Origin of the sequence: Cryobacterium breve, assembly GCF_027594785.1 — a bacterium.
GTDB classification, from domain to species: Bacteria; Actinomycetota; Actinomycetes; order Actinomycetales; family Microbacteriaceae; genus Cryobacterium; species Cryobacterium breve_A.
In genome coordinates this window covers 3,337,570-3,354,564 of record NZ_CP075584.1, presented here as the reverse complement: position 1 = coordinate 3,354,564, position 16,995 = coordinate 3,337,570, and the positions used below count along the sequence as shown (strand labels likewise).

Here is a 16,995-nt window from a genome sequence, read left to right as displayed (position 1 = left end):
TTGCAAAAAACAAGTAGCCTGTCAAGCCCTCTGTCGAGCCCTATCGGCGCCGTGTCCGAGGTCTGCGTTGCACGGCCCGTGAGGAGTGTCGTAGCGTAGGCGATATGACGATCTCGCTCGGATATCAGATTCCTAATTTCAGCTATCCGGGCGGCGTCGAGTCGTTGTTCGATACCGTTGCGGCTCAGGCGCGCGAAGCGGAAGCCAGCGGATTCGACACGGTCCTGGTAATGGACCACTTCTATCAGCTGCCCGGCATCGGCACGCCCGATCAGCCGATGATGGAGGCGTACTCGACGCTGGCCGCCCTGGCGGTGTCGACCAGCACCATCCAGCTCTCCGCGCTCGTGACCGGCAACACGTACCGCAACCCGACCCTGCTCGCCAAAACCGTCACCACCCTCGATGTGATCAGCCACGGTCGCGCAATCCTCGGCATCGGGGCCGGCTGGTTCGAACTTGAGCACGAACAGCTCGGTTTCGATTTCGACACTTTCACGGAGCGCTTCGAGAAACTCGACGAAGCGCTGCAGATCATCCACCCCATGCTGCGCGACGAACGGCCCGAGGTCACCGGTAAGTGGTACCGGGCGCACGGGGCGATGAACGTGCCCCGGTTCCGCGAGAGCATCCCGATCATGCTGGGTGGCCAGGGCGAACGCAAGACGTTTCGCCTGGCGGCGCGATACGCCGACCATATGAACATCATCTGCGCCATCGAAGACCTGCCGCACAAGCTGCGGGTTCTGAAACAGCGCGCCGAAGAGATCGACCGGGACCCGGCGACGCTGAAGACGAGCTACCTCGCCAGCGCGGTGATCGTCGAGACCCAGGCTGAGGCAGACGCTATTCTGCAGTCACTGCCCGAGGAACGACGTAGCCGAGCCTTCGTGGGTACGGCCGAAACGGTGGCGGAACGTGTGCAGACCGAGATCCTCGACGCGGGTGTTGACGGTGTCATCGTGAACGCCCCGCTCAACGGCCACGTGCCCGGTGTCGTGACGGCACTCGGCGAGGCACTCGCCCCGCTGGTGCGAGCGCGACGCTGACCAGCCTGCTGATGAGGCTCCAGCGAATCATCAACAACGGCGTCACCTCGGGAGCCACCACATAATGACTGACACCACGATCCAGGCCGCCGCGCCCGCGAGCCACCCGATTCGACGCCAGCTCGCCGACTGGACCGTCACCGCACTCGACGGCCCCGTGCCCAGGGCCGTGCGCCAGCACACAATTCCGGCCACCGTTCCCGGGTCGGTGCACACCGACCTGCTCGCCGCCGGCCTCATTCCCGACCCGTACCTCGACGGCAATGAGCAGTTGCTCGGTTGGATCGGACTCACCGACTGGCGATACTCGACGACCTTCGTCTGGCAGCCGGACAGCAGCACCCAGAGCGAGATCGTCTTCGACGGTCTCGACACGATCGCGACGGTTGAGGCTCAACGGCCATCGGATCGGCGTGACCAGGAATATGCACCGTCGTTACCGATTCGACCTGCGCACCCATCTGCGCGCCGGCCTCAACGCGCTTGCCGTCACGTTCTCCTCTCCGATCCGGTCGGCGGATGCCGCCAGCCTCGACCTCGGCTACCGCCCGCACGTCAACCATCACCCGTACAACGCAATCCGAAAGATGGCCTGCAGCTTCGGCTGGGACTGGGGCATCGACACGAGCACATCGGGCATCTGGCGCCCGGTCGCCCTTGAATGCTGGGCCACGGCACGGCTTGAGTCCGTGCGCCCGATCGCCATCGTGGACCCCCTTGTTCGGGCAGACGGGACGGCCCGGCACTCGGGCACCGTCGCCGTGCACGTCGAGGTCGCCCGGGCGAGCGACGCAGATCTCATCGTGACGGCATCCGTCGGAGGCGTGGCCGGGTCGGCCACTCTGAGCGCGGGCCAGACGAGCGCGGTGGTGACGCTTCACGTTGCCGAGGTGTCCCTGTGGTGGCCGCGCGGCTACGGCGAGCAGCGGCTCTATGACGTCGACGTGACGCTGCACGGTCCGGGCGCGGACGACGCCGAAGCACTCGAACTCGATTCAGCACAGCGGCGAGTGGGCTTCCGCACGGTGTCGTTCGACACCGAGCCGGATGCCACGGGGACACCGTTCACGATCGCCGTCAACGGGCAGCCGGTCTTCGTTCGCGGAGCGAACTGGATCCCGGACGACTCCTTTCCGCACCGGGTCGACCGGGACCGGTACCGGGACCGCATCGAGCAGGCCGAGTTCGCCAACATCAACCTGCTCCGGGTCTGGGGCGGCGGCATCTTTGAGGCCGATGATTTCTTCGAGCTCTGCGACGAACGCGGCATGCTCACGTGGCAGGACTTCCTGCTGGCCTGCGCCGCCTACGCCGAAGAGGCGCCCCTGTTCGACGAGATCGAAGCCGAGGCCCGCGACAACGTGGCCAGGCTCGCGTCGCACCCGTCGCTGATCGTGCTCAACGGCAACAACGAGAACCTCTGGGGCCACGAGGAGTGGAACTGGAAGACGAGGCTGGACGGCAAGACCTGGGGCGCGGGCTATTACTACGAGCTCTTCCCGCGCATCGTGGCCGAACTGGCGCCGCACATCGGTTACACGCCGGGAAGCCCATTCACCCCGGGCGGCACCGACGGTCTCGGCCGTGACGGAACACTCACGCCGAACGATCGGGACAACGGCACGATGCACATCTGGGACCTGTGGAACCAGCGCGACTACCCCGCATACCGTGAATACACGCCCCGATTCGTCGCGGAATTCGGCTGGCAGGGTCCGCCGACCTGGTCGACGATGCGCGCGTCGATCAGCGACTCCCCGCTCACTCCCGAGTCCCCCGGCATGCTGGTGCACCAGAAGGCGATGGAGGGCAACGTGAAGCTCACCGACGGTCTGCTTGCGCACTACCCGTTGCCCGACGATATCGACGACTGGCACTGGGCGATGTCGCTCAACCAGGCCAACGCCATCGGCACCGCCATCGAACACTTCCCGGTCGCTGCAGCCGCACTGCATGGGCAGCATTGTCTGGCAGGCTCAACGACTGCTGGCCGGTCACTTCCTGGGCTGCCGTCGACGGCTATGGGCGACCCAAACCGCTGCTCTACGCGATCCGCCATGCGTACGCCGACAGACTGGTGACCATTCAACCCCGCGCAGAGGGAACGCTGGCCGCGGTCGTCGTCAACGACGAGGCTTCACCGTGGTCGGGCGAGCTCATCGTCCGGCGCCTCACAGACGCGGGAATCGTGCTGGCCGAGCACGCGGAACAGGTCGCCCTGCCCGCGCGGTCCACGGTGACCGTGCCGCTGCCCGCATCCGTGTCCGAGACAACGAATGCGGCAGCGGAACTCCTCCGGGCCGAGCTCACCGGGGTGCGTGGCCACTGGTTCTTCGCCGAGCCCCGCGACACCCGACTCGGTGCCCCGTCCCTGTCCTCGTCACTCGAACGGGTCCCGAACGGCTACCTGCTCACGGTGACGGCCGCAACACTCACCCGCGATCTTGCCGTCCTGGTGGACAAGGTGGACCCGTCAGCGCGGGTCGACGACATGCTCATCACGCTCCTCCCCGGGGAGAGTGCGACATTCACCGTCTGCTCCGAGGTCGAGCTCGACTGTGCGACCCTGACGGCACCGACGGTGCTGCGCAGCGCAAACCAGCTCATGCGGCCATGAACGGCTCAGCCGGCGTTTGGGGTGACTCGTGCCAGCCATCCGGCGATCGGGCGCTGCTGCTCGCCCTGCTGGGCAGCGAGCACGATCAAGATCACGGTGAGGGCCGGCGTCACCCACTGCAGAACGCGCTGCCGTCGCTGCAGGGATTCGAGTTCTGCGGACGCACCGGGACCACCTTCGGTGGTTCCGTCGGTCGCTTCCCCCGCGTGCTTGCTCATCTGCTTGCCCAGGATGCCTGAATACAGGGTTGTTCCCGCGGCCGCGCCGGTGAGCGCCAGCTTCACGATGGTGTTCGCGCGTCCCTCCGGCTGACCGGCCAGGCGCGCCTTGTTGCCCAGGATCAGGCCGGCCCCGCCGACGCCGTGCGCGATGAGTGCGGCTACCTGGACGGGCGCCCACCTCTTCCACCCCTCACTGGCCAACGCCACTCGTTCCCTGGGGTTATTCGAGGTCGCGGCGCTCCCGTTGAGCCCGACAGCTCCCATCAATGCCCCGCCCGCCCAGACGGCCAACCCCACGTCATGCAGGCTTCTTACCCAAGTGTTGCGTCCAGCCATGGTGTACTCCCTTTCGGTACGGTTCGTCTTCCCCGACGGAATATGCAGGGACAGACACTAGCTACGACGCATGCCGCGACCGATTCCTCACGCGCAGCACTCCACACCGCCACGTCTCACAGTTTCTTCCCAGTCTGAGCGTCTGCGCTCCAACCGGCCGCTTTCGAAAACGCGCATGGCTACAGGTTCCTAAGTCGACTCCGTGTGCCGCGTGTCGCGTGCATATACTGGCGCCATGAATTGCGACGACACGAATGCACAGCAGAATCCCAACGGTTCCACGGACGTCACTCCAGACACGGTTGAGAAGACGGAAGCACTCGCCGACGGGTCGCAGAGTGACGCTTCCGCGCCGACCGATGACGACACCGCTTCTGGCGGTCCCGCCGACTGACTGCGAGCATCCGCCCGCCTGACGAACTGGGGCAGTCGCGGTCGCCCGAATCGCCGGTGCTCCGGGTGCTGCACTGTCCGAAGCCGGGGCCGCAACATTCACCGAGAGGAAAGCCGACATGTTTGCAGCCAGTTTCTATTCCGTCACGCCAGGCAGATTCCATGAAGTGGCAGCCGTCTATCCGCGCCATCGGGCTTACCTGAATGAATTTGCACTGGACGGTGACGTCATCATGATCGGAACCTTCGGCAATCCTGAACAAGAAGGTTCGATGGCGATCTTTCGCTCACGACAAGCGGCGGAGAGATTCATCCGTGGCGATCCCTTTGTCGTCGAAGGACTTGTTGCCGAACCCACGATCCTGGATTGGGATCCACTCATCTTCAGCAACTAGCCACCGGGATCTGTTGCCGAACCGCCAGCACCGGAACTTCATTCGCCGGTCACTGCCGAATGATGGTGCCCCCGCTGGGGGTCGAACCCAGACTGTGACGATTTTAAGTCGTCTGCCTCTGCCATTGGGCTACGGGGGCGCGTCCGAGTACATCCGGACTGAGCGAACTCAGTCCGGACAGACTCCGACGTTTCAAGCGTAGGTGCTGCCGGAGCAGCGGTTTACTTGACGGGCGTGGCCGTCTCGGTCGCGGCATCCGCTGCCGTCGTCGCCGGTGCGGCGGCGGGAGCCTTGACCGGCGTCTTGCGGGGCGCGCGCGGCGCCGTGACCTTGGCCGCAGGGGCGGCGGCGGCGGCCGATACGGTGACCGGTGCCGGAGGCGTGACCGCGGCGGGTGCGGCCTTCGCCGGTGCTGCGGCACCCGCGGCAGGCTTCGGGCGGGACGCGAACTCGACGAACACGGCGCGCGGGGACTCGACGGCGGCGAGCGACACGATGTCCCGACCGAGGAAGAAGTTGTTCACCCAGCCCCAGACGACGCGCAGCTTGCGCTCCCAGCTCGGCATGGCGAGGCCGTGGTAGCCGCGGTGCGCGATCCAGGCCAGCGGGCCCTTGATGGCCAGCTTGCCGGACTGGAAGACGCCCTGTCCGACACCGAGACCGGCGACGGCGCCGAGGTTCTTGTGGATGTAGTCCTTGGGACCCTCGCCGCGGAGGACGGCGACGATGTTCTTGGCCATGAGCTTGCCCTGGCGCACCGCGTGCTGGGCGTTGGGCACGCAGAAGCCGCCCACTCCCCCGCCGCTGAGGTCGGGGATCGCGGTGATGTCGCCGGCGCCCCAGGCGTCTTCGATGATCTCGTCGGCGGTGCCGACGCGGAGGTCGGGGCGCACCTGGAGGCGGCCACGTTCCTCGATGGGGAGGTCGGTGTGGCGCACGATGCCGGGGTTCGCCATCACGCCGGCGGTCCAGACGATCAGGTCGGTCTCGAACTTCTCACCGGTGGAGAGCTCGACGACGCCGTCGACGGCGCTCGTCAGCTGGGTGTTGAGGTGGATCTTCGCACCGCGCTTGTCGAGGTTGTCGATGACCCAGAGGCTCGTCGGCACGGACACCTCGGGCATGATCCGGCCCATGGCCTCGACGAGGTGGAACTGGATGTCGTCGAATCCGATCTGCGGGTAGGACTTGAGCAGCGAGGTCGCGAAGGAGCGCAGCTCGGCGAAGACCTCGATGCCGGCGAAGCCGCCGCCGATGACGACGAAGGTGAGCAGGCGGTCGCGCTCGGGTCCGGCGGGAAGCAGCGAGGCCTTGTCGAAGTTGGTGAGCACGGTGTCGCGGATGGCGACGGCTTCCTCGATGGTCTTGAGTCCGAGTGCCTGGTCGGCGACCCCGGGGATCGGGAAGGTGCGCGAGACGGCACCGGCGGTGACGACGACGATGTCGTAGCTGAACTCATACGGCTCGCCGACCGGCGGGGTGATCGTCGCGGTCTTCGACGCGTGGTCGATGTGGGTGACCTTCGCGGTGACGACGTTCGTCTTCGAGAGGTGACGACGGTGCGCCACCACCGCGTGGCGGGCTTCGATCGAGCCGGCCGCAACCTCGGGGAGGAACGGCTGGTAGGTCATGTACGGGAGGGGGTCGACCATGGTGACCTCGGCCTCGCCTTTTCGCAGCCACTTCTCAAGCTTCCAAGCGGTGTAGAAGCCCGCGTAGCCGCCACCGACAATGAGAATTTTTGGCACGATAAGGGTCCTCCTACAAGATGGAATATGCGAAAACTTACCGATTCGATCGATTTCGCTTGAGCCGCCGAAGAGCACCGATGCCGAACAGCGTTACTAGGATAGCAAACCCCAACAGAACCAGAAGCGGAACGCTGATATAGGTGAGCGTGAGCTCGGTCGGCAGCCAGGGGCTTGCGGCGGTGTCGGTCGGCAGCGGCGGGTCGCTGCTCGGCACGGCTCGGGCGACGGGTGTGGCCGTCGGCGCAGTCGTCGGAACCGTGTCGATGCGCCGGTGCAGGTGGATCCAGTCCTGCAGCAGGGCCGCCGGCGTCGGAGAGGTCGACGGCGGCACGGATGCGGTGACCGCGGCGGCCGCGTCGATCAGGCCATTGCCGTAGACGGGGCTCGGGACGACGTGGCCATTGGGGTTCGCGGTCGCGATGACCCGGTTCATCACCTCGGCGGCGTTCAGCTTCGGGTAGGCGGCCCGCACGAGGGCGACGAGGCCGGAGACGATCGGGGCGGAGGCGCTGGTGCCGCTCCACTGCACGTACCCGCCGTTCGGCACCACGCCGACGAGCTGTTCGCTCGGGGCGGCGACGGCGATCGTGATGCCCTGGGACGAGGCGTCGAAGCTCGCGGTCTTGTTTCGGTCGACACCCCCGACGGTGAGCACGCCGGGGATCGTGGCCGGGGCGCCGACCTCCGTCGTGCCACTCCCCCGGTTGCCTGCCGCGGCGACGACGACGACGTCGTGGTTGAACGCATACAGGAACGCGTCGTCCCAGCTCGGCGGCCAGTCAAGGGTGTTCCGGGTCAGCGACATGTTGATCACGTCTGCGCCATGGTCGACGGCCCAGCGGATGCCTGCCGCGATCTGGTCGTCATTGCTGAGCTTTGCGCCGCTGCTCCCGAACGCGACCGACACGGCGAGAATGGACGCCTCCGGCGCGACGCCGATGACTCCGGTCCCCTCGGCGGACCCGCGGCCGGCCATCAGGGACGCGACGAGGGTGCCGTGTTCGCTGCCGTCGCCCACGGGGGTCTGGCCGTTGCTCGAGCCCAGGCCCGAGACATCCGTGCCGCCGACGACGGCTCCGGCGAGTTCGGGGACGCTCGTGCTCACCCCGGTGTCGATCACGGCGACCGTCACGCCGGCGCCCTTCGTCGTCGCCCAGGCCTGCGTGAAACCGTAGTCGGTGAGCCAGTATTCGAGGTCGCGCACCTGGTCGGCGTGCGCGGGGGCGGCATCGCCGACGACGGAGGCGCCTCCCAATACAACGGTCAGCGCCACCGCGAGCGCGGCGCCGAGCGCGCCGCTGCAGCAGGGAACGGGTCACGCGTCCGCCGCGGAATAGTCCAGGCACTCGCAGACGGCTGGAGTCCAGGCGGCCCGCGCGAGCGCGAGGTCACCGATCGGGTTGATGCCGGGGCCCGCGGCGAGCGAGTGCGCCGCGAGGGCGTGCAGGCACTTGACCCGGTCGGGCATGCCGCCGGAGGAGATGCCGGCGATTTCGGGCACGTCGCCGAGGGTGGCGCGATCGGCGAGGAATCCGGCGTGGGCACGACGGTACTGGTCGTGGACGGTCTCATCGTCGGCGAGCAGCTGGTTGAACTCGTTCATCACCTGGGTCGCCTCGAGGAAGGAGAGCGCCGCGGTCGCGGCCGGGTGGGTCAGGTAGTAGAGCGTGGGGAACGGCGTGCCGTCGCTCAGCCGGGGAGCCGTGGCAACGACGGTGGGCGCTCCACACACGCAGCGCGCCGCGATGCCCACGGCGTCGCGGGCCGGGCGGCCGAGCTGGGCGCTGACGATCTTCAGGTCGTCGGCGGTGACGGGGGCGAACGGCGGCCGGGTCACTGGGTGGCCTGGGGGGCGAGGCCGGCGGTCATGACGGAAGCGAACATGGACGATACCCAATCGATGTCGGTGTTCTGAATGGCCGTGGTCGCGGCGGGCGCGGCGGCAGCGGCGGCCGGCAGGGGCAGGTCGTTGATCACGAGGAAGCTGACGTCGCCCGGCAGCACGTAGGACAGCCGGGCGCGGGCCTGGGTCGTGACATAGGTGCGGTCGTTCCAGCGTTCCCGCTCGGTCTTGAGCTGGTCGACGGTGGTCTGCTCAGCGTTGACGTCTGCGGTGAGCTTGCTGATCTCCTGTTGCTGCTCACCGTAGGTGCGGAGGCCGGGGGCAAGCACGACGACCGCGAGGATGAGGATGCCCATCATCATGAGCGAGAACCCGGACAGGCGCAGGCCGCGAAGCCAGCCGTTCATCGGGGTCTCGTCGAGGCCGAGCGCGACGGGCTGCCGTTCGGTGCGTTTGACGGCCATGGCAACTCCTCTCGCGGGATCCTCGCCGGTTCTCACCGGATAAAAAACAGAGCTCTCAGAAGCGCGGGATTCACCCCGCGCTTCGAGAGCTCCAGTCGAAACTAGGCCTTGAAACGGGGGAAGGCAGAGCGGCCCGCGTACACGGCGGCCTCGCCCAGCTCTTCTTCGATCCTCAGCAGCTGATTGTACTTGGCAACGCGCTCGGAGCGGGCAGGCGCTCCGGTCTTGATCTGGCCGGCATCGACGGCGACCGCGAGGTCGGCGATGAAGGTGTCTTCGGTCTCACCGGAGCGGTGCGAGATGACGGTCGTGTAGCCGGCGCGCTGCGCGAGGGCAACGGCGTCGAGCGTCTCGGTGAGGGTACCGATCTGGTTGACCTTGACGAGGATGGAGTTGGCCGTGCCGAGGGCCAGGCCCTTGGCGAGACGCTCCGGGTTGGTCACGAACAGGTCGTCTCCGACGATCTGCACGAGGCCGCCGATTTCGGCGGTGAGGTGCACGTAGCCATCCCAGTCGTCTTCCTCGAGCGGGTCTTCGATCGACACGAGCGGGTAGGACTTGACGAGGTCGACGTAGTACGCGGACAGCTCCTGGGCGGAGAGTTCCTTGCCCTCGAAGTGGTAGACGCCATCCTTGTAGAACTCGGATGCTGCGCAGTCGAGTGCCAGGCCGATGTCCTTGCCGGGCGTGTAGCCGGCGTTGGTGATGGCTTCGACGATGAGGTCGAGCGCGGCACGGTTGCTCGGGAGGTTCGGAGCGAATCCACCCTCGTCGCCGAGGCCGGTGGAGAGGCCCTTCGACTTGAGCAGGGCCTTCAGGGCGTGGTACGTCTCGGTGCCCCAGCGGAGGCCTTCGGCGAAGGACTCGGCGCCGAGCGGGACAACCATGAATTCCTGGATGTCCACGTCGTTGTCGGCGTGCGAGCCACCGTTGATGATGTTCATCATCGGGACCGGGAGGGTGTGTGCGTTCGGGCCACCGAGGTAGCGGAACAGGGGCAGGCCGGCCGAGGTGGCTGCGGCCTTGGCGACGGCCAGGCTCACGCCGAGGATGGCGTTGGCGCCGACGCGGTGCTTGTTCTCGGTGCCATCGGTTTCGATCAGGACGGCGTCGACGATGCGCTGGTCGGTGGCGTCGAGGTCCTCGACTGCCGGGCCGAGCTCGTCGATAACGGCGTCGACGGCCTTGAGGACGCCCTTGCCGAGGTAACGCGACTTGTCGCCGTCGTGAAGTTCATAAGCTTCGAACGCACCGGTGGATGCGCCCGACGGAACGGCGGCACGGCTGACGGAGCCGTCATCAAGCAATACCTCGACCTCGACGGTCGGGTTGCCTCTGGAGTCAAGAATCTCGCGCGCTACTACTGCCTCAATGAGAGCCACAGCTATCTCCTGTTTCCTGTTATTTCCTAATGGGTGGGGTGTTGGTCTGGGGGGAACATGCAGGAAGACGACACTGTGTTCCAATCAGGTAACAGTCTAGCGACGGAGGCTCCGAGGGAGGGAATCAGCCCGCGAACGGACGGAAGTCGAGCGTGGCGGCATCCGCTGTTTCATCGGTGACAAAGGCGTAGCGCCCATAGCCCGCCTCGGCGGCACGACCGAGCAGGGCCTTGAGGTTTTTGGTGCGGTGTTCGAGCCGCACGCGCAAACCCTCCGCGACGAGCGCGGTCTTCAGGGCGACGAGGCGGCCGGGCGCTGCGTCCTTCTCGTGGATGAGCACGACGGCGTTCTCGGCGGATGCGCCGGTGCCGCCGAGCAGGTCGACGATGCGTTCGAAGCCGATCGAGAAGCCGCACGCGGGTACGTCGACGCCGAGGAACCGGCCGATCATGCCGTCGTAGCGCCCGCCGCCGCCGAGTGAGTAGCCGAGATCGGGGTGCGCGATCTCGAAGATCGTTCCGGTGTAGTAGCCCATGCCGCGCACGAGGGTCGGATCGAAGACCAGGTCGGCCCCGGGGAGCGCGTCGCGGAGGGCTAGCAGGTCGGCGTAGGCGACCGGTTCGAGCCAGGCTGGAGCCTGCGGACGCATCGGGCTCGCTGGCCGAGCCGAGCAGGTCCCAGCCGGCGGAGGCGATCGAGCGGAGGGTCTCCGCGATGCCGTCTGTCGGGATGCCCAGGCCGTCGAGTTCGGTGACGACGCCGTCGACGCCGATCTTGTCGAGCTTGTCGATCGTGATCAGGGCCCGCTCGAACAGATCCGATGGGACCTGCCAGTATGCGAGCAGGGCGGTGAGGATGCGGCGGTCGTTGATGCGCACCGAGCAGCCGGCGAGGCCCAGGGCATCGAGCGCGGCCATCGTCGCGGTGATGAGCTCGATCTCGGCGAGCGGGCCCGCCTCGCCGATGATGTCGATGTCGCACTGCACGAACTGGCGGTACCTGCCCTTCTGCGGGCGTTCGGCCCGCCAGACCGGGGCGATCTGGATCGCCCGGAACACCGTCGGCAGGGCGGCGCGGTGCGTTGCGTAGAACCGGGCGAGCGGCACGGTGAGGTCGAAGCGGAGGCCGAGGTCGGCAAGGCCGAGCAGGTCGCCGGACTCCGCGGCGGCGAGGGCATCGGCAGGGGCCAGGCCGCGCTTGAGCACCGCGAAGCCGAGCTTCTCGTTGTCGCCGCCGAGGCCGGAGTGCAGCCGGGCGGAGTCCTCCATGACCGGGGTCTCGATCTCGTCGAAGCCGTGGGCGGCGAAACTGCGCCGGATCACGCCGAGCGCGTGCTCGCGGCCGGCCTTCTCAGCGGGGAGGAAGTCGCGCATGCCGCGCGGCGGGGTCACCTGTGTTGCCATGGAACCCATTGTCTCAGGTCGGGCCGGGCGGCCCGGCCTGTCGCTGGTTCAGTCGTTCTCGGAGGGGAGGCCGATGATGCCGGCATCCGAGAAGTCGGTGACGGCATCCGCAGCACCCGCGAAGTCTGCGTTGTCGAACTCTGCGGCACGGATCTCGTCCTGGAGCCCGCGCACGGCCGTGCGCAAGGCGCGTTCGGAGTCGAGGCCGCGGGCCTTCGCCGCCGAGACGATCGCGAGCAGCAGCGGGCCGAGCTCGTCCTCACTCTCGAGCGGAAGCGGGAAGTCGGCGCCGTCCGCGTCGAGCAGCCCGATCTTCTGGGCACGCCCGAGCACCTTGTCGGCGAGGGCGAGCGCCGGCATGCCCTGTGGGATGCCGTCGAGCACGCTCGTGCGGCCGGGCTTCTCGGCGGCCTTGAAGCCGTCCCAGGCCGCGGCGACGTCGTCGGCCGTCGCGAGGTCGAGGTCTCCGAAGACGTGCGGATGCCGGCCCTCGAGTTTCCGGGTCAGGCGCGCGGCGACGTCCTGCAGGTCGAAGTCCTCGCCTGCGGTGTGCGCGGCGAGGTCGGCGTGGAAGAGGACCTGGTAGAGCACGTCGCCGAGTTCCTCGAGGAGTTCCTCCCTGCCGCCGGCCTCGATCGCCTCGATCAGCTCGTGGCTTTCCTCGAGCAGGTAGGGCACGAGCGAGGCGTGGGTCTGCTCCGCATCCCACGGGCAGCCGTCGGGGGCGCGCAGCCGGGCGACCGTGCGGATCAGGACGTCGATCGGGGTGTCGATCCGCGGGTCGATCGGGGTGTCGATCGGGCTGGCGTCGGTCACGACTTCCTCCTGGGGTTGGGGTTCTGCGTGGTCGTCGGAGCGCCCTGGGCTGCGGCGCCCGGCGCGGCGGGCTCTTCGACCGGGCGGGGGAAGATCGCCCCGAGCAGGGAGCCGGCCCAGGCGATCAGGGCCGCGTCGCCGAGCGGTTCGTCGTTGATCCGCGGCATCGGCACCATGATCGCCCCGGTTGCGATGGTGTACCGCGAGCCGGGGTACATCCGCTTCAGGCGCACCTGCATGGAGTCGGCGAGGTCGGCCGAGGCGACCCGCAGGTTGGAGCCCATCGCGACGACCTCGCTCAGGCCGGCCTGCTGGGAGAGCCAGCGCAGCCGGGAGACCAGGATCAGGTTCTGCACCGGCTGCGGGGGTTCACCGTAGCGGTCGGTGAGTTCGTCGAGCACGAGGTCGGTCTGGTCCCTGGCCGCGGTCGGGGAGCTCGCCGCGGAGAGCTTCTGGTAGGCCTCGAGGCGGAGGCGCTCGCTGTCGACGTAGTCCTCGGGGATGTGCGCGTCGACGGGCAGCTCAAGTCGAAGCTCGGTCTGGCCTTCCGCAACGTCGCCGCGGAAGGCGCTCACGGCCTCGCCGATCATCCGCAGGTAGAGGTCGAAGCCGACACCGGCGATGTGCCCGGCCTGTTCGCCGCCGAGCAGGTTGCCCGCTCCGCGGATCTCGAGGTCTTTCAGGGCGACCTGCATGCCCGCGCCGAGCTCGTTGTTCGCCGCGATCGTGGAGAGCCGGTCATGGGCGATCTCGGTGAGCGGCTTGTTCTCGTCGTAGAGGAAGTACGCGTAGGCACGTTCGCGCCCACGACCGACGCGGCCGCGCAGCTGATGCAGCTGGCTCAGCCCGAACTTGTCGGCCCTGTCGATGATGATGGTGTTCGCGTTGGCGATGTCGAGGCCGGTCTCGATGATCGTCGTGGAGACGAGCACGTCGAATTTGCGCTCCCAGAAGTCGACGACGACCTGTTCGAGCCTGCGCCTCGGGCAGCTGCCCGTGCGCGACGGCGATGCGTGCCTCCGGCACGAGTTCGGCGATATGCGCGGCGATCCGGTTGATGCTCGACACCCGGTTGTGCACGACGAAGATCTGGCCCTCGCGAAGCAGCTCGCGCCGGATCGCAGCGGCGACCTGACGGTCGGAGTAGGGCCCCACGAACGTGAGGATCGGGTGCCGGTCCTCGGGCGGAGTGGCGAGGGTCGACATCTCGCGGATGCCCGTGACCGCCATTTCGAGCGTGCGCGGGATCGGCGTCGCGCTCATCGCGAGGATGTCGACGTTGGTCTTGAGCTTCTTGAGGGCGTCCTTGTGCTCGACGCCGAACCGCTGCTCCTCGTCGATGATGACGAGCCCGAGGTCCTTGAAGATGATCGACCCGGTCAGGAGCCGGTGGGTGCCGATCACGAGGTCGACGGTGCCGTCGAGGATGCCGGCGACGGTCTCCCGCGATTCCTTTTCGGTCTGGAAGCGGCTCAGGGCACGGATGTGCACGGGGAAACCGGCGAAACGCTCCTGGAAGGTCTCCATGTGCTGGCGAACGAGGAGGGTCGTCGGCACCAGGATCGCGACCTGCTTGCCGTCCTGGATCGCTTTGAAGGCGGCACGCACGGCGACCTCGGTCTTGCCGAAGCCGACGTCGCCGGAAAGCAGCCGGTCCATCGGGATGGGCCGTTCCATGTCGGCCTTGACCTCGTCGATGGTGGTGAGCTGGTCGGGGGTCTCCGCGAATGGGAATGCCTCCTCGAGCTCGCGCTGCCAGGGGGTGTCCGGCCCGAAGGCGTGGCCCTTGCTCGCCATCCGTGCCGAGTAGAGCTTGACGAGCTCGACGGCGATGTCCCGCACCGCGTGCCGGGCCTTCGACTTCGCGCTCGACCAGTCGCTGCCGCCCATCTTGCTGAGCGCGGGAGCCTCGCCGCCGATGTACCTGCTGACGAGGTCGAGCTGGTCGGTGGGCACGAAGAGCTTGTCGCCGGGGTGCCCGCGCTTGGACGGCGCGTACTCGAGCACGAGGTACTCGCGCTTGGTCTTGACCGGGTTGCGGCCTCCGCTCGACACCTCGCGCTGGGTCAGTTCGACGAACCGGCCGATGCCGTGGGTCTGGTGCACGACGTGGTCGCCGGCCTTGAGCCTGCAGCGGGTCGACGACGTTCTTGCGCCGGCTCGCGAGCTTCTTCACCTGGCGAGCGTCGTAGCCGACCGTGCGGCCGTAGAACTCGGACTCGCTGACGAGGCTCAGTTTCGTCTCGGCGAGTTCGAAACCGTGGTCGACGGATGCTTTCAGCAGGTAGGCGATGCCGGGTTCCGGTTCCGACGGCCATTCGGTCACGATCCGGGCGGGGAGTTCGTGCTCGGCGAGCACGGCGGCGGCGCGTTCGACGAGCCCCGCGCCCTGAGCGAGCACGCCGACCGTCCAGCCGTCCTTGAGCCGGCCGCTGAGGTGGCCGATGGCGCCCTCGACGCTGCCCTGGAAGCTCGGGACCGCCTCGCCCTCGACCCGGATGGTGAGGAGCTCGTCGATTTCTCGGTGCTCGGGCAGCACTGGGGCATCCGTCGGGGCGGCCTGGAAGGAGCCTGAAGGTCCACCAGACGTGGGCGGAGGCCGGAGCGCCGGGGGCGGTGTGCGTGACCGATTCGCGTAGCCGGCCGAGGGTGAGGAAGTCGCCGGATTCGAGGTCGATCGGCGCGTCTGCACCCGCGGTCGCGGCGCTCCAGGCGGCGCCGAGGAACTCCCGGTTGGTCTCGGCGAGGCTGATCGCGCGGCTGGCGACGCGTTCGGGCGAGACCACGGCGACGGCGGCCTCAGCGGGGAGGTAGTGCGTGATCGGCACGAGCCGGTCGACGAGGGCGGGCGCGAGGCTTTCCATGCCCTCGACCGGGATGCCCTCGGCGATCTTGGCGAGGAGGCCGGCGAGGCTCGGGAACTCATGCTGCATCTCGCGGGCGCGCTGTCGCACGGCGGGGCTCAGCAGCAGTTCGCGGCTCGGCGGCAGGCTCACCGAGGCGACCGGTTCGGGCAGAGAGCGCTGGTCGGCGACGGAGAAGGCGCGGATCTGCTCGACCTCGTCGCCGAAGAACTCGACCCGGGACGGGTGCGGGGCAACGGACGGGAACACGTCGAGGATGCCGCCGCGCACGGCGAACTCGCCGCGGCGGGTGACCATATCGACGCGGGTGTACGCAAGTTCGACGAGCTGCACGGCGATCGCGCTCAGGTCGTGGCCGCGGGCGCCGGCGGTGAGCACGATCGGCGCGAAGTCGGTGAGGTTGTCCGCTACGGGCTGCAGGGCCGCGCGCACGGATGCGATCACGATCAGCGGTCGGCGAACGGACGGGTCGGCCTCTTCCCACTCCCGCATCCGCCGCAGCGCGAAGAGCCGCTTGCCGACGATCTCGGCGCTCGGGCTCAGGCGTTCGTGCGGGAGGGTCTCCCAGGCAGGGAAGCCGATGATCTCGGCGTCTTCCGTGAAGCAGTCGAGGTTGTCGTGCAGGTACTCGGACTCGCGCCCGGTGGCGGTGATGACCAGCAGGGCCGGGGCCTTGCCGAGACGGGCACGTTGCTCGAGGAGCGCTGCGAGCACGGGCGCCCTGAGGCCTTCCGTGAGCGAGAAGTCGGCGTCGCGGCCCGCGCACGCGAGGGCTCGGTCGAACGTGGAGGCGCGCGAAAGTGTGGCAATTACGCCGTGGAGGGTCACCCGGTAATTCTACGCAGCACCGCCGACCATCGCCTTTCCGGGATGATCAGGGCGCGTGGAACTTCTGCTGGGCGGCGGTGACGCCCTCAGCGGCGATCAGCTGGATCGCATCCGCTGCGTCTTCGAGCAGGTTCGGCAGGGTCTCGCGCTCGACCTTCGAAAAATCGTGCAGCACGAAGTCGGCCGGCGCCTGGCGGCCGGGCGGGCGACCCAGACCGAGGCGGATGCGGACGAATTCCTTGGTGCCGACGGCCGCGATGATGTCGCGGAGCCCGTTATGACCGCCGTGGCCGCCGCCGACCTTGATTTTGAGCGTGTCGAACGGCAGGTCGAGCTCGTCGTGCACGACGATCAGGCGCTCCGGTTCGAGTTTGTAGAACCGCAGCAGGGCGGAGACGGGACCGCCGGACACGTTCATGTACGTGTTCGGGGTCGCGAGCACGAGCCCGGGACCGCCGGGGAAACTGCGCCCGGAGGCGACCGTCGCGTTGGTCTTGTGGGTCTTGAAATTCGCCGACAGTCGGTCGGCGAGCACGGCGGTCACCATGTGGCCGACGTTGTGGCGGTTTCCGGCGTAGTCGGGCCCGGGGTTGCCGAGCCCGACTACGAGCCAGAGATTCTCGTCCAGGGAAA

The 16,995-nt window shown here is 67.9% G+C and carries 13 protein-coding genes, 1 tRNA gene and 4 pseudogenes; 6 read left to right on the top strand and 12 right to left on the bottom strand.

Annotation, left to right across the window (positions count from 1 at the left end; translation table 11 throughout):
* Positions 1–104 precede the first annotated feature (104 nt).
* The 5 genes and pseudogenes from KIV56_RS16320 to KIV56_RS19965 all read left to right on the top strand — a co-directional run bounded on the left by KIV56_RS16320 (position 105) and on the right by KIV56_RS19965 (position 3,666).
* Positions 105–1,049 (top strand): LLM class F420-dependent oxidoreductase, encoded by a 945-nt coding sequence (locus KIV56_RS16320; protein WP_281534258.1) that lies wholly within the window; start codon positions 105–107, stop codon positions 1,047–1,049.
* Between the two features lie 64 nt (positions 1,050–1,113).
* Positions 1,114–1,428 (top strand): annotated as a pseudogene (locus tag KIV56_RS20630) (glycosyl hydrolase 2 galactose-binding domain-containing protein); the annotation flags it as partial.
* Positions 1,313–1,636, top strand: a pseudogene (locus tag KIV56_RS20625) (glycosyl hydrolase 2 galactose-binding domain-containing protein); the annotation flags it as partial. The pseudogenes KIV56_RS20630 and KIV56_RS20625, both read left to right, overlap by 116 nt.
* Positions 1,637–3,130, top strand: a complete 1,494-nt coding sequence (locus KIV56_RS19970; RefSeq protein WP_348648408.1) for a hypothetical protein — start codon at positions 1,637–1,639, stop codon at positions 3,128–3,130.
* Entirely contained in the window at positions 3,127–3,666 is a 540-nt protein-coding gene (locus KIV56_RS19965; protein ID WP_348648407.1) for a hypothetical protein, read from the top strand. The genes KIV56_RS19970 and KIV56_RS19965 overlap by 4 nt, the downstream gene beginning before the upstream one ends.
* Before the next feature lie 5 nt (positions 3,667–3,671).
* Here KIV56_RS19965 and KIV56_RS16310 read toward each other — a convergent pair whose 3' ends face one another.
* The gene (locus KIV56_RS16310; RefSeq protein ID WP_281534257.1) at positions 3,672–4,088 is read right to left on the bottom strand and encodes a hypothetical protein; all 417 of its coding nucleotides are present in this window, start codon (positions 4,086–4,088) and stop codon (positions 3,672–3,674) included.
* A 647-nt stretch (positions 4,089–4,735) separates the two neighbouring features.
* On the opposite strand from KIV56_RS16310, the gene KIV56_RS16305 reads away from it, so the two are divergent.
* The gene (locus KIV56_RS16305; protein WP_281534256.1) at positions 4,736–5,011 is read left to right on the top strand and encodes a YciI family protein; all 276 of its coding nucleotides are present in this window, start codon (positions 4,736–4,738) and stop codon (positions 5,009–5,011) included.
* A gap of 63 nt (positions 5,012–5,074) precedes the next feature.
* Here KIV56_RS16305 and KIV56_RS16300 read toward each other — a convergent pair.
* The 11 genes and pseudogenes from KIV56_RS16300 to pth all read right to left on the bottom strand — a co-directional run bounded on the left by KIV56_RS16300 (position 5,075) and on the right by pth (position 16,990).
* Positions 5,075–5,150 (bottom strand) — tRNA-Leu (locus KIV56_RS16300).
* A gap of 82 nt (positions 5,151–5,232) precedes the next feature.
* On the bottom strand, positions 5,233–6,759 hold the full coding sequence (locus tag KIV56_RS16295; RefSeq protein ID WP_281534255.1) for an NAD(P)/FAD-dependent oxidoreductase: 1,527 nt from the start codon (positions 6,757–6,759) through the stop codon (positions 5,233–5,235).
* A gap of 37 nt (positions 6,760–6,796) precedes the next feature.
* Positions 6,797–8,035: a S8 family serine peptidase gene (locus KIV56_RS16290; RefSeq protein ID WP_281534254.1), complete on the bottom strand. Its 1,239-nt coding sequence runs from the start codon at positions 8,033–8,035 to the stop codon at positions 6,797–6,799.
* A gap of 42 nt (positions 8,036–8,077) precedes the next feature.
* Positions 8,078–8,599, bottom strand: a complete 522-nt coding sequence (locus tag KIV56_RS16285; protein ID WP_281534253.1) for a DUF501 domain-containing protein — start codon at positions 8,597–8,599, stop codon at positions 8,078–8,080.
* Positions 8,596–9,069, bottom strand: a complete 474-nt coding sequence (locus KIV56_RS16280) for an FtsB family cell division protein (protein ID WP_281534252.1) — start codon at positions 9,067–9,069, stop codon at positions 8,596–8,598. The genes KIV56_RS16285 and KIV56_RS16280 overlap by 4 nt, the downstream gene beginning before the upstream one ends.
* A 101-nt stretch (positions 9,070–9,170) precedes the next feature.
* Positions 9,171–10,451 carry a phosphopyruvate hydratase gene (eno, locus tag KIV56_RS16275; RefSeq protein ID WP_134535820.1) on the bottom strand — a complete coding sequence of 427 codons (1,281 nt, stop codon included), beginning with the start codon at positions 10,449–10,451 and terminating at the stop codon, positions 9,171–9,173.
* Positions 10,452–10,575: 124 nt separating this feature from the next.
* Positions 10,576–11,100 carry an ATP phosphoribosyltransferase regulatory subunit gene (locus KIV56_RS20620; RefSeq protein WP_432432646.1) on the bottom strand — a complete coding sequence of 175 codons (525 nt, stop codon included), beginning with the start codon at positions 11,098–11,100 and terminating at the stop codon, positions 10,576–10,578.
* A gap of 157 nt (positions 11,101–11,257) precedes the next feature.
* Positions 11,258–11,824: pseudogene (locus KIV56_RS20615) on the bottom strand (ATP phosphoribosyltransferase regulatory subunit); the annotation flags it as partial.
* Between the two features lie 78 nt (positions 11,825–11,902).
* Positions 11,903–12,670: a MazG family protein gene (locus tag KIV56_RS16265; protein WP_281534251.1), complete on the bottom strand. Its 768-nt coding sequence runs from the start codon at positions 12,668–12,670 to the stop codon at positions 11,903–11,905.
* A pseudogene (gene mfd / locus KIV56_RS16260) lies at positions 12,667–16,362 on the bottom strand (transcription-repair coupling factor). The gene KIV56_RS16265 and the pseudogene mfd overlap by 4 nt, the downstream one beginning before the upstream one ends.
* Positions 16,363–16,408: 46 nt before the next feature.
* Complete coding sequence (pth, locus tag KIV56_RS16255; protein WP_281536195.1) at positions 16,409–16,990, bottom strand: aminoacyl-tRNA hydrolase; 582 nt, start codon at positions 16,988–16,990, stop codon at positions 16,409–16,411.
* Positions 16,991–16,995 lie beyond the last annotated feature (5 nt).

Bases quoted from the DNA above. Each gene is read 5' to 3' on its own strand.
- KIV56_RS16320 (WP_281534258.1), top strand. From the start codon at position 105: ATGACGATCTCGCTCGGATATCAGATTCCTAATTTCAGCTATCCGGGC.
- KIV56_RS16305 (WP_281534256.1), top strand. From the start codon at position 4,736: ATGTTTGCAGCCAGTTTCTATTCCGTCACGCCAGGCAGATTCCATGAA.
- KIV56_RS16280 (WP_281534252.1), bottom strand. From the start codon at position 9,069: ATGGCCGTCAAACGCACCGAACGGCAGCCCGTCGCGCTCGGCCTCGAC.
- KIV56_RS20620 (WP_432432646.1), bottom strand. From the start codon at position 11,100: ATGCGTCCGCAGGCTCCAGCCTGGCTCGAACCGGTCGCCTACGCCGAC.
- KIV56_RS19970 (WP_348648408.1), top strand. From the start codon at position 1,637: ATGGCCTGCAGCTTCGGCTGGGACTGGGGCATCGACACGAGCACATCG.